Source organism: Nocardia tenerifensis NBRC 101015, assembly GCF_000308715.1.
GTDB lineage: Bacteria > Actinomycetota > Actinomycetes > Mycobacteriales > Mycobacteriaceae > Nocardia > Nocardia tenerifensis.
On the sequence record NZ_BAGH01000011.1, the window covers coordinates 1 to 12869 of the forward strand.

Sequence of the window (12869 nt, forward strand, 5' to 3'; positions counted from 1 at the left end):
GGCGGCTGGGCCGCCGACGGCGTGGTGCCGCCGTCGACGCCCGAGGACGAAGAGGAGATGCTGCGCGCCGCGGCGGACCCGGTAGCGCCGGGGGATCGGCGCGACCCGGACGAGGTCGCCCTCGAATTGCTGAAGAGTGAGCTGGGGGCCACACGGCTGAGTGGTTGACAACCACCGCCGTCAGGACGTTAAGTTAACCGGAGTTCGCACACCACGGTAGTATGAACGGGTGGCCGTGAGCTCCGGTACGACGAGGTTCTATGGTATGCCCAGACGTATGGGCGCTCGGAACCCCGCGCACGCCGACGCATGCCGCGTTTTGTACAGCGTATGCACGGCGGGCGCCGGGGCCCGGACGAACAAGCTTGCGTGACCACGCAGGGCCCAGTGAGTTGTGTGAATGCAGTACGGCACGGTCGGTCGCAGGACCGGTCGGCGGGGTTACCCGCAGCTACCCCGCATCGCGCGGAGTAGCGGCACCGAGCGCTCGGACGGACGACGTCCGGCCGCCGCACCTTAAGGAAGGAACACTCCGATATGACCACAGAGGCCTACATTTACGAGGCCATCCGCACTCCGCGCGGCCGCGGCAAGAAGAACGGCTCGCTGCATTCGGTCAAGCCGATCGACTTGACTGTTGGTCTGATCCAGGAGCTGCGCGGCCGCTTCCCGAACCTCGACGAAGACCGGATCTCCGACCTGATCCTCGGTGTCGTCAGCCCCGTCGGTGACCAGGGCATGGACATCGCCCGCACCGCGGTGACCGTGGCGGGCCTGCCCGACACCGTCGGCGGCTTCCAGCTCAACCGGTTCTGTGCCTCCGGCCTCGAGGCCGTCAACCTGGCCGCGCAGAAGGTGCGCTCCGGCTTCGACGACCTGGTGCTGGCCGGCGGCGTCGAGTCCATGTCCCGCGTGGCGATGGGCTCCGACGGCGGCGCATGGGCGCTGGACCCGGCCACCAACTACGACACCTACTTCGTACCGCAGGGTGTCTCGGCCGACCTGATCGCCACCATCGAGGGCTTCAGCCGCGACGACGTGGACGCCTACGCGGTGCGTTCGCAGGAGCTGGCCGCCAAGGCCACCACCGGCGGCTACTTCGCCAAGTCGGTCGTCCCGGTCAAGGACCAGAACGGCATCGTCGTGCTGGACAAGGACGAGCACATGCGTCCGGGCACCACCGCCGAGGACCTGGCCAAGCTCAACCCGTCCTTCGCCGTGATCGGCGAGATGGGCGGCTTCGACGCCGTCGCGCTGCAGAAGTACTACTTCGTCGAGAAGATCAACCACGTGCACCACGGCGGCAACAGCTCGGGCATCGTCGACGGCGCCGCGCTGGTGCTCGTCGGCACCGAAGAGGCGGGCAAGGCGTCCGGGCTGACCCCGCGTGCGCGCGTCGTCGCGACCGCGACCAGCGGCGCCGACTCGACCATCATGCTGACCGGCCCCACCCCGGCCGCCAAGAAGGCGCTGGCCAAGGCCGGTCTGACGATCGAGGACATGGACCTCGTCGAGATCAACGAGGCGTTCGCCTCGGTGGTGCTGAAGTTCCAGAAGGACATGAACGTCCCGGACGAGAAGCTGAACGTCAACGGTGGTGCGATCGCGATGGGCCACCCGCTCGGCGCCACCGGCGCGATGATCACCGGCACCATGGTCGACGAGCTGGAGCGCCGCAACGGCCGCTACGCGCTGATCACCCTGTGCATCGGCGGCGGCATGGGCGTGGCGACCATCATCGAGCGCGTCTGAACCCCAACCGGCAGCTGAGAATTCACGGCGGCGTGCACTGCGGAGTTTGCGCGAGACGCAGCGCCCGCGAACGCGGCCACATAGACACAGGAGACACGGAGCTGTGAGCGAAACCAACATGATCGGTTGGGAGCAGGATTCGGACGGCATCGTCGTACTGACGATGGACGACCCGAACCAGGGCGCCAACACGATGAACGAGCTGTACAAGTCGTCCATGACCGCGACGGTCGAGCGGCTCGAGGCCGAGAAGGACAGCATCACCGGCGTGGTGCTGACCTCGGCGAAGAAGACCTTCTTCGCGGGCGGCGACCTGAAGAACATGATGAAGGTCGGCCCGGAAGACGGCCAGGGCGTGATGGACGAGCTGTTCACCATCAAGGACGCGCTGCGCCGCCTGGAGACCCTGGGCAAGCCGGTCGTCTCCGCGATCAACGGCGCCGCGCTCGGCGGCGGCCTGGAGATCACCCTGGCGACCCACTACCGCATCGCGGCCGACGTGCCGGGCGTGCAGCTCGGTCTGCCCGAGGTCAGCCTCGGCCTGCTGCCCGCCGGTGGCGGCGTCACCCGCACCGTGCGCATGCTCGGCCTGCAGAACGCCCTCATGCAGGTGCTGCTGCAGGGCAACAAGTACCGCCCGGCCAAGGCCAAGGAGATCGGCCTGATCAACGAGGTCGTCGGCTCGATCGAGGAGCTGGTGCCCGCCGCCAAGGCGTGGATCAAGGCCAACCCCGAGGGCGGCGTGCAGCCGTGGGACAAGAAGGGCTACAAGATCCCCGGCGGCACCCCGTCCACCCCGGCCTTCGCGGCGAACCTGCCCGCGTTCCCGGCCAACCTGCGCAAGCAGCTCAAGGGCACCAACATGCCGGCACCGCGCGCCATCATGGCCGCGGCCGTCGAGGGCGCGCAGGTCGACATCGACAACGCCTCGCTCATCGAGTCGCGCTACTTCGTCCACCTGCTGACCGGCCCGGTCGCGAAGAACATGATCCAGGCGTTCTTCTTCGACCTGCAGTCGATCAACAACGGCGGCTCGCGGCCGAACGACGTGCCGAAGAAGGACATCAAGAAGGTCGGCGTGCTCGGCGCGGGCATGATGGGCGCGGGCATCGCCTACGTCTCCGCCAAGGCCGGCTACCAGGTCGTGCTCAAGGACGTCACCATCGAGGCGGCCGAGCGCGGCAAGAACTACTCCGAGAAGATCGAGGCCAAGGCGCTCTCGCGGGGCAAGACCACCGAGGAGAAGTCCAAGGCGCTGCTAGATCGGATCACCCCGACCGCCGACGCCAAGGATTTCGACGGCGTCGACTTCGTGATCGAGGCGGTCTTCGAGAACACCGAGCTCAAGCACAAGGTGTTCCAGGAGATCGAGGACATCGTCACCCCGGACGCGCTGTTGGGCTCGAACACCTCCACCCTGCCGATCACCGGTCTGGCCGCCGGTGTGAAGCGCCAGGAGGACTTCATCGGCATCCACTTCTTCTCGCCGGTGGACAAGATGCCGCTGGTGGAGATCATCAAGGGTGAGAAGACCTCGCCCGAGGCGCTGGCGCGGGTGTTCGACTACACCCTGGCGATCAAGAAGACCCCGATCGTGGTGAACGACAGCCGCGGCTTCTTCACCTCGCGCGTGATCGGCACCTTCGTCAACGAGGCGATCGCCATGCTCACCGAGGGCATCGAGCCCGCGACCATCGAGCAGGCCGGTCTGCAGGCGGGCTACCCGGCCGCGCCGCTGCAGCTGTCGGACGAGCTGAACCTCAAGCTCATGCAGAAGATCGCCAAGGAGACCCAGGAGGCCGCCGAGCACGGCGACACCACCATGGGCAAGAAGCGGCACCCGGCTCAGGACGTCATCGACTACCTGGTCTCCGAGGGTCGTCCGGGCCGCCTGGAGAAGGCCGGCTTCTACGAGTACGACGAAGAGGGCAAGCGCACCGGCATCTGGCCGGGCCTGCGTGAGCACTTCAAGACCACGGCGGGCTTCGGTGTGCCGCTGCAGGATCTGATCGATCGCATGCTGTTCATCGAGGCGATCGAGACCCAGAAGTGTTTCGACGAGGGCGTGCTGGAGACCACCGCCGACGCCAACATCGGCTCGATCTTCGGCATCGGCTACCCGGCCTGGACCGGTGGCGTGCACCAGTTCATCGTCGGCTACCCGGGCGGGCAGGCGGCGTTCGTCGAGCGTGCCGACTACCTCGCCAAGACCTACGGCGAGCGCTTCGAGGTCCCGGCCTCGCTGCGCAAGTAGGCAGTCACCAACGGTAAAGCCCGCCACCGCCTTTCGCGGTGGCGGGCTTTCGCCGTTCCACCCGCCGGTTCGGCGGATTCGGGCGCCGTTCACCTGCCGGTACCGCATGATGGATAGCGTGGTGTTCGTGAGACGTGGACCGGCCCGACGTGCGCAAATTCTCCTGGCCGCGACCATCGCGGTGGCCCTCGGGGCGGCGCCCGCCGCGGCGGCGCCCGAGTCCGGGCCCGCCGTTCGCCTGCTGGGCGAGCAGATCGTGCCCAACGACCTGAGGTTCGAAGGCACCGCGGTCGGCGGCTTGTCCGGCATCGACTTCGACACGCGCACCGGCGATTACGTGCTCATCAGCGACGACCGCTCGGAGCGCGACCCGGCCCGCTTCTACACCGCCCGATTCGCGGTGACCGAGAACGGCCTCGGCCCGGTCACTTTCACCGGCACGCATCCGCTGCTGACGCCCGCGGGCGCGCCCTACGGCCCGAAGTCGTTGGACCCCGAGGAGATTCGCGTCGATCCGTGGACCGGCGACTACTTCTGGACGCAGGAGGGGGAGCGCACCGACACCGTGCTCGCCGATCCCTCGGTCCGGATCGCCCGTCCGGACGGCGCTTTCGCGGGTGAGCTGCCGATCCCGGACAACGAACGGATGCGGCCCGATTCGGGTCCTCGGCAGAACCTGGCGCTGGAGGGCGCGACCTTCGCCGCGGGCGGTTCGCTGTTCGTGACGTCGGTGGAGGCGCCGCTCCTGCAGGACGGCCCGGTCGCGACGACAACGACGGGCGCGACGACGCGGATCACCGTGCAGGCGCGCACGGGCCGGCCGCTCGCCCAGTTCGCCTACCCGCTGGAGCCGGTGTTCGCCGAGTCGAGCCCCCAGCCGGGACTCGGCACGAACGGCATCGCCTCGATCCTGGCCGCCGACCCGTTCGACCCGTCGAAAGTCCTTGTCCTGGAACGTGCTTTCGTCTACGGCGTCGGCAACAAGATCCGGATCTACGAGGCCGACCTGAACGCCGCGACCAACGTGCTCGACGCGCCACTCGGCCACGCCCGCCCGGTCACCAAGCGCCTGCTGGTCGACCTGGCCGACGTCGGCCTGCGCAACCTCGACAATGTCGAGGGCATGACCTGGGGCCCGCGCCTGCCCTCCGGCGAGCGCACGCTGATCCTGGTGAGCGACAACAACTTCGCCGCCAATCAGATCACCCAGTTCATCGCCTTGGCTGTCCGTTAGCAGGCTTTACGTCCGCAAGCGTTGAACCGCAACGTATTTCGGCCGCGATCGAGCGCGGCTATTCGGCGCGCAGATCCTCGGTCGCGTCGCGGAAGGCCTCGGCGGCGCGGGTGAAGTAGTCGAACAGCACCTCCCGCTGTTCGGCGGTGTACGCCTCGATGATCTCGCCGATCCGGCGCTGCGCGGGGGCCAGCGCCTCGGCCAATCCCGCTGGGGTGCTGACCAATTCGACGAGCACCTTGCGCCGGTCACCCGGCACCGGCACGCGCCGGACGTATCCGGCGTCGGTCAGCCGGTCGATCAGCCGCGTCGTCGGGCCGGTGGTCAGTCCGCTGCGCGTGCCGAGTTCGCCCGGTGTCATCGGCCCCGCCAGCTCCAGGATGTTGAGCGCGTACAGGTCGGTCGCGCCGAGGTCGACCGCCCGCGCGCCGGCCTGTCCATGCAGCATGACGGCGCTCAGGTAGCGCCGGTAGACCGCGCTCGCGTCCGGACGCATCGCCGGTGTTGACACGGGACCCCGCCTCTCATAATCTCTTCCTAAACGAAGAGACGTCTTCAACGAAGAAAGCTCTTGTAAGCAGAGAATCTATCACGGAGGCCGTCGTGAACAGCAACCACACCGCCGACCAGCGCCGGGACATCGAGGCCGTACTCACGGAATTGGCGCAGGCCTGGGGCCGCGGCGACGCCGACGCCTACGGCGCGCTCTTCACCGAGGACGCGTCCTACACCGCCTGGTTCGGCTCCGTCTACCAGGGCCGCGCCGATATCGTGGCGTCCCACCGCGCCCTCTTCGACAGCTTCCTGAAAGGCACGAAGATGGCCGACGCATTGCTGGACATCCGTTTCTACGGACCCGACACCGCCGTAGTGAACAGCAGCGGCGACATCTACAAGGCCAACCGGAAGCGGCCGGAGAAACTGTCCAAGGTGCAGACCTACACCCTCGTCCGTCTGGACGGCCGCTGGCTGATCGCCGCCTTCCAGAACACCAAGTGCAAGAAGCTCATGCAGCGGTTCACCTTCCGGTTCGCGCCCGACGCCCGCCCCGCCGCCGCGCGCTGAGGCCCGAGATCGCGCGGCCTTTCGCAACGCCGGGCGGCGAATACCAGGGAATCTCCCACTGGGTGCCGCGCCCGCGCTACGTTGGAGTATGCGCAGACATATCGGACATCGCGCGGGGCTCCGGATGATGTCCGAGCGTCGGTGTGCTTGCTCCCCCTCGGTGGCGCCGATTCGATGTGAGTTCGAGGTGGTCACGTGAATCCACGGACGCGTTCGGACGCGGCGGGCCCCGGCCCGACCTCGGCCGACTCGGATACCCAGCGCCATCCGGTCATCGAGATCGCCGACGAGCTGGAGGCGATGGGTCTCGCGGAGGCGAAGGAGATCGGCCGGGGCGGCTTCGGCGTGGTTTATCGCTGCGTGCAGCGGGCGCTGGAGCGGGTCGTCGCGGTGAAGGTGCTCTCCTCGGAGATCGACGTGGAGAGCCGCGAACGTTTCCTGCGTGAGGAACAGGCGATGGGGCGGCTGTCCGGCCACCCGAACATCGTCGACATCCTGCAGGTCGATGTCACGCTCAGCGGCCTGCCGTTCATCGTCATGCCGTTCTGCACCCGCGGCTCGCTGGAGCAGGTGATCCGCGATCAGGGCCCGCTCACCTGGGCCGACTCGCTGCGGGCCGGGGTGAAACTGGCGGGGGCGATCGAGAGCGCGCACCGCGCCCAGATTCTGCACCGCGACGTGAAACCCGCCAACGTCCTGCTCAGCGGCTACGGCGAGCCGCAGCTGACCGACTTCGGCATCGCCAGAATCCCCGGCGGTTTCCAGACCTCGAGCAGCATGATCACCGGGTCGCCCGCCTTCACCGCGCCGGAGGTCCTCAAGGGCGACGACCCGACCATCCGCTCCGACGTCTACGGCCTCGGCGCGACGTTGTTCGCGCTGCTCACCGGGCACGCGGCGTTCGAGCGGCAGGCGGGGGAGAAGGTGGTCGCGCAGTTCTTGCGGATCACCACTCAGCCGGTGCCGGATCTGCGCGAGCATGACATCCCGCCCGACGTGGCCGAGGTGATCCAGCACGCCATGGCCACCGACCCCGACGACCGGCCGTCCTCGGCCTACGACTTCGGACAGCTGCTGCGCGCGGTGCAGCGCGACCACGATCAGATGCCCGACGAGATGGCGCTGCTGGAGACCATCGCCGCGCCCGAGCCGAGGCAGAACTCCGCCGCGTCCTCGACCGCCTCGGCGACCGCGGCCTCGACCAGGTCCAGGCCCGCGGTGACGGCCCGGCGCAGCTGGCCGCTGACCCTGCGCCCGGCGGTGTCCCAGCACACCGGTGCGAGCGGAACGGCCACCACCCTGCCGCCGACCGCGGCGACCAAGTTCCGCCCGCCCACCCCCGCCCGCGAACCGGTCGCGCGCCCGCGCCTGCTGGATATCCTGCGGGCGGGCGGCCGCCGCAGGCTCGCGGTGATCCACGCGCCCGCCGGTTTCGGCAAGAGCACCGTGGCCGCCCAGTGGCGCACCGACCTCACCGAACGCGGCATCCCCGTCGCCTGGATCGGCGTCGATCAGGACGACGACAACGAGATCTGGTTCCTCGCCCACCTCGTCCAGGCGATCCGGCGGGTCCGCCCGGACGTCGGCACCGGCCTGGACCAGGTGCTGGAGGAGCGGCCCGCCGACGCGGCGGCCTTCGTGGTGTCGACGCTGATCGACGAGATCCACGCGAGCGGTAGCACGGTCGTCGTGGTCGTCGACGACTGGCACCGCGTCAGCGACGCGGGCGCGCACCGGGCGATGGAAGCGTTGCTGGACAACGGATGTCACCACCTGCGCTTCGTGGTGACCAGCCGCGAGCAGTCCGGGTTGCCGATCAGCCGGATGCGTGTGCACGACGAACTGGTCGAGATCGGCTCCGCCGCGTTGCGCCTGACCGCGCCGGAGACCGAGGAGATCCTGGTGCGCCACCATGGGTTTCCGCTCACCGACACCCAGGTCGAGCAGATCCACGCGGTCACCGACGGCTGGCCCGCCGCCATTCAGCTGGTCAGCCTCTCGCTGCGCGGCAACGCCGACCCGGACCAGCTGATCGCCGGCCTGTCCGAGGGCAACCACGGCATCCGCGAGTACCTCGCCGAAAACGTCTTGGACACACTGGAACCCAGGATGCTCGACTTTCTCATGTCGATCTCGGTGACCGAGCGGGTGTGCGGCTCGCTGGCCGCGGCGCTGTCGGAGGACGAGGACGCCGAGCACCTGCTGGAGCAGGCCGAGCAGCGCGAACTGTTCCTGCGCCGGATCGTGCACGACCCGGAGTGGTTCCGGATGCAGCCGCTGTTCGCCGAGCACCTACGGGCCCGGCTGGAGCGGGCCCAGCCGGGACGATCGAAGACGCTGCACCGCAAGGCCTCTCGCTGGTACGCCGAGCATCAGCTGCTGCGCAAGTCCGTCGACCACGCCCTCGCGGCGGCCGACTTCAAGATGGCGCTGGACCTGCTGGAGACCGGCGGCATGGACCTCATCGACCGGTCCAGGCTGGCGACGCTGCTCGGGTCGGTGTCGAAACTGCCGGTGCAGCAGGTGGCTTCGCGCTCCAAGCTGTTGATGGCGGTGGCCCGGGCCAATGTGAACCTGCAGCAGTCCGGCGCGGCGCGCTCGGCGCTCGGCCGGCTGTCCAACATCCTCGCGCGCGGCTCGGCCACCGACGAGGATATGAACCAGCAGCGCTGCCAGGCCGCCGTGCTCGGCGCGGCCGACCAGATCGCCCGCGATCACACCGAGGGCGTGCTAGACCGGGTCGCGGACTGCTTGAAGAAGCCGGAGGCGCTGCCCGCCTGGACCGTGTCGACCGCGGCGAACCTGACCTCGTTCGTGCGGTTGTGCGAGTTCGACTTCGACGGCGCCCGGGAGATCCAGGACTGGGCGGCGGAATACCACGCGCGGTCCAAGGATCCGCTCGGTGAGGTCTTCGGGCTGTGCGGGCGCGGCGCGGCGGCCTACGAGCAGCTCGACATCTCCACGGCGACAGAGTGTTTCCAGCAGGCGTGGCAGGTCGCCAAGCGGCGGTCGGGCCCGCGCTCGCACGCGGTGCGGGTGGCGGCCGCGATGCTCGGCGAATTGAACTACCGCCGTGGCGATCTCGACGTCGCCGACCAACTGCTCGACGAGAGTCACCAGCTGGTCGCCCGGGTCGGGCCGGTGGACTTCCTGATCTCGACGTTCGTCGTCGGCGCGCGGGTCAAGGCGGTGCGCGGCGATCTGTTCACGGCCGCGACCAGGCTCGACGAGGGCGCGCGGATCGCCGAGGACAACAGGCTGACCCGGCTCGCCGCGCACATCCGCGCCGAACGGCTGCGCCTCGGTCTACCGCTGGACGAGTCCGCGGAGGAGTACACCGGCGCCGAATCGGCCCCCTTGCGTACCGGCCACCGGATGTCCGGGGCGGCCGTGCTGGCCGCGGAGGCCGAGGAGATCGCCGCGATCCGCGAGCTGCTCGCCAAGGGCAGGCTCGGCGCGGACGATCGCGCCGTGCGCCGCGCCCGCGCCCTGCACGGCCGCATGCTCGACAAGGGCCGTCCGCGTGCGCAATTGGACGCCGCCCTGCTGCTGGCCGAGTGCCTGGCCGCCTCCGGCTGGGTCGGTGAGGCCACCGGCCTGCTGCTCCCGGCCGCGGCCACCTGCGCCGAATTGGGCTGGACCAGACCGCTACTCGACGCGGGCCCCGGCGTGGTGGGCATCCTGCGGGTCCTGCGCGCCGAAATGCCCTCCGCCGCAGCACATACCGGAGACATAGAACTGCCCGCCCTGTTCCTCGACGAACTCCTGGACTAGGGCGGGCAGCAGGCCGGAGCTACGGCTGCCACCAGGGGCGCAGCGGCACGGTCCAGTCGCCGTCGGCGGGGAGCTTGACGCCGAGGACCTGATGCAGCTGAACCACGTTGCGCTGGAAGCCGAGTCGGCAGCCGGCCATGTAGAGACCCCAGACCTTCGCGGTGCCCTCGCCGACCTCGGCGACGCACGCGTCCCAGTTCTCCACCAGGTTCTTGCACCACTCGTGCAGGGTCAGCGCGTAGTGCTCGCGCAGGTTCTCCTCGTGCAGCACCTCGAGCCCGACGTTCTGGATCTCGGAGATGATGCGGCCCGAGCCGATGAGCTCACCGTCGGGGAACACGTAGCGGTCGATGAAGTCGCCGGCCTTGGTGGTCCTGGTGTTGTCCGGCCGGGTGATGCAGTGGTTCAGGAACAGGCCGCCGTCGCGCAGCTTGTTCTTCATGTACTCGAAGTAGTACGGGTAGTTGTGCACGCCGATGTGCTCGGTCAGCCCGATCGAGGACACCGCGTCGAACTCGCCCTCGGGGATGTCCCGGTAATCGGAGTGCCGCACCTCGGCCAGCTCGGACAGGCCCTGCTCGGCGATCTTCTGCTGCGCCCACTCGGCCTGCTCAGCAGACAGGGTCGCGCCGATCACCTTGACGCCGCGCTTGGCCGCGTAGCGGACCATGCCGCCCCAGCCGCAGCCGATGTCGAGCAGCCGGTCGCCCTCCTTCAGCCGCAGCTTCTCGAAGACGAGCCGGTACTTGTTCTCCTGAGCCTGCTCCAGCGTCCAGTCCTCGTCGCCGTAACACGCGCAGGTGTAGGTCATCGACGGGCCGAGCACGTACTCGTAGAACTTGTTCGAGACGTCGTAGTGGTGGTGGATCGCCTCGGCGTCGCGAGTCTTGGAGTGCCGCAGGCCCTCCAGCGCGATCCGGCGCCAGCGCGGCAGCGTCTCCTGCGGCGGCGGCGCGATCGGCTTGAGCCGCTCCCAGCCGAGCGAGCGGGCGATGGTGACCAGCGCGAGCGCGGACGGACGATGGAACTTCAGGCCGTCCATCGCCTTGAGGATGTCGTAGGGATCGCCGGGGTGCACGCCGCCGGCGGTCATGTCGCCCGAGATGTAGGCGCGCGCCATGCCGAGGTCGCCGGGCGCGGTTGCCAGGTAGTTGATGCCGCGGGGGGTCTTGATGTCCAGCGTGTACTTCGAGTCCTCCGGACCCGTCGCGCTGCCGTCGTAGGCGGTCAGCCGGATCGGCGCCGCGCCGTCGATCAGCGTCTCGAAGATCTCGGCAATGCTGAGTTTGGTTCCGAGCTCAGCCAAGACATCGGAACGGTCCTTGAATGTCGTCATTTGCGTTGCACCGCCTTCGAATACAAATCCAGCAGCCGCTGGTCTGGGTCGTAGCGTTTCTTCAATTCGGTGTAGGTATCGCCGCCGTACAGCGCCGCGAACTCATCCTTGCCGTAATAGGAATCCGAGTACAGCGACTTATGCCCGTCGAAGTCGGTGACGGTGCGCTCGATCGCGCGATTGGCCGCTCCGTCCTGCTGTCCAGGCACGGTGGGAACGGACGACCAGAATCCGACATTGACATATGTCCGATTCGGTTCGAGCGGATACAGCGGCCACGTGCGCTCGGTCGTGGCGGGCGCGCCGGTCTCGCGCAGCCGCAGCGGGCACAGCCAGAGCGGCTCGATCGGGATCTCGCGCAGGAACCACTCGACGAAGTCGGCGGTGCGCTCGACCGGCACCTCGATGTCCTGCACCACCCGCTCGCGCGGCGGGTTGCCCTGCCTGGCCTCGAGCCGGTCGGCGATGTCGTATTTGTGGTCGAGCGCGATGAGCTTCCAGTAGAAGCTGCTGCGGCGGTAGCGCTTCGGCCAGAATCGGCGGATCTTCGGGTTCTGCGTGCCGAACGCGCGCGAGCACCAGAACCAGTCGGTGTCCCAGCGCCACAGGTAGTCGTGGATGGTCAGCCGGTCGCGCTTGGGCCGCCCGCCGTCGTGCTGGATGGACCGGTAGTAGATGTCCATGCCGGTGTAGTCGCTGACGGGGCCGGGCTCGTCGGTCTGGCGACCGAGGGTCAGGTAGCTCTCGTCGCCGGTGAACACCACGCCGTCGAGGTAGTCGACCCGTTCACCGTCGTAGGTCTTCTCCTCGACGATGGTCGCCAGGGTCCGTTCCAGCTCGCGCAGGTCGCGGAAGCGCAGGTGGCGCAGGGCGACGTAGGGCGGCACGGTCTCGAGTTCGATCTTCAGCCGCACCGAGTAGCCGAGGGTGCCGTAGGAGTTCGGGAAGCCGCGGAACAGGTCGGCGTGCTCGTTGTCCGGGGTGGCGGTGATGATCTCGCCCGCGCCGGTCAGGATGTCCATCTCCAGCACCGACTCGTGCGGCAGGCCGTTGCGGAACGAGGTCGACTCGATGCCGAGGCCGGTCACCGCGCCGCCGAGGGTGATCGTCTTGAGCTGCGGGACGACCAGGGGCGCGAGGCCGTAAGGGAGGGTGGCGGCGACGAGATTCTCGTAGGTGGTCATCCCGGCGACGTCGGCGGTTTTGGCCACCGGATCCACCGCGATGACGCTCGCCAGCCCGGATACGTCCAGCCCGGGCGCGGGATTTTTCGCCCTGGCTCGAAACAAATTCGAGGTCTTCTTCGCCAGCCGCACATTGGCGTCGCGGGGAATCGCGCGATAACTCGCCAGGAGTCGGTCCACTCCAGCCCGATGCGCGGCAAACCCGGATTCATGTGCGGCCGGAGCGCGCCCGGCTTTCCCCAACAGACTCACTGCCACCCCTCGACGCTA

8 protein-coding genes are annotated in these 12869 nt (G+C 68.6%); 5 read left to right on the top strand and 3 right to left on the bottom strand.

Annotated features, from left to right (window positions below; genetic code table 11):
• Window positions 1-537 precede the first annotated feature (537 nt).
• From ON39_RS01275 to ON39_RS01285, 3 genes are all read left to right on the top strand, one after another.
• The gene (locus tag ON39_RS01275; protein WP_040729774.1) at window positions 538-1752 is read left to right on the top strand and encodes an acetyl-CoA C-acetyltransferase; all 1215 of its coding nucleotides are present in this window, start codon (window positions 538-540) and stop codon (window positions 1750-1752) included.
• A gap of 103 nt (window positions 1753-1855) precedes the next feature.
• Window positions 1856-4006 (top strand): 3-hydroxyacyl-CoA dehydrogenase NAD-binding domain-containing protein, encoded by a 2151-nt coding sequence (locus ON39_RS01280; RefSeq protein WP_040729786.1) that lies wholly within the window; start codon window positions 1856-1858, stop codon window positions 4004-4006.
• 127 nt (window positions 4007-4133) lie between these two features.
• Complete coding sequence (locus ON39_RS01285; protein WP_246002969.1) at window positions 4134-5240, top strand: esterase-like activity of phytase family protein; 1107 nt, start codon at window positions 4134-4136, stop codon at window positions 5238-5240.
• Between the two features lie 58 nt (window positions 5241-5298).
• Here the strand turns inward: ON39_RS01285 and ON39_RS01290 are convergent, their stop codons facing one another.
• Window positions 5299-5751, bottom strand: coding sequence for a MarR family winged helix-turn-helix transcriptional regulator (locus tag ON39_RS01290; protein WP_218006146.1), 453 nt, complete (start codon window positions 5749-5751; stop codon window positions 5299-5301).
• A 92-nt stretch (window positions 5752-5843) separates the two neighbouring features.
• Here ON39_RS01290 and ON39_RS01295 point away from each other — a divergent pair, with 92 nt between their 5' ends.
• Together ON39_RS01295 and ON39_RS01300 are read left to right on the top strand one after the other, a co-directional pair.
• Window positions 5844-6305, top strand: a complete 462-nt coding sequence (locus ON39_RS01295; RefSeq protein ID WP_040729792.1) for an SgcJ/EcaC family oxidoreductase — start codon at window positions 5844-5846, stop codon at window positions 6303-6305.
• 195 nt (window positions 6306-6500) lie between these two features.
• Window positions 6501-10079, top strand: coding sequence for a serine/threonine-protein kinase (locus tag ON39_RS01300; protein ID WP_040729795.1), 3579 nt, complete (start codon window positions 6501-6503; stop codon window positions 10077-10079).
• A 19-nt stretch (window positions 10080-10098) separates the two neighbouring features.
• On the opposite strand, the gene ON39_RS01305 is transcribed toward ON39_RS01300, so the two are convergent.
• Both ON39_RS01305 and ON39_RS01310 read right to left on the bottom strand, forming a co-directional pair.
• A complete protein-coding gene (locus tag ON39_RS01305) occupies window positions 10099-11415 on the bottom strand; it encodes a class I SAM-dependent methyltransferase (RefSeq protein ID WP_040729798.1) in 1317 nt (438 codons plus the stop codon).
• Window positions 11412-12851, bottom strand: a complete 1440-nt coding sequence (locus ON39_RS01310) for an FAD-binding oxidoreductase (RefSeq protein ID WP_051186175.1) — start codon at window positions 12849-12851, stop codon at window positions 11412-11414. Before ON39_RS01310 ends, ON39_RS01305 begins: the two co-directional genes overlap by 4 nt.
• Window positions 12852-12869 lie beyond the last annotated feature (18 nt).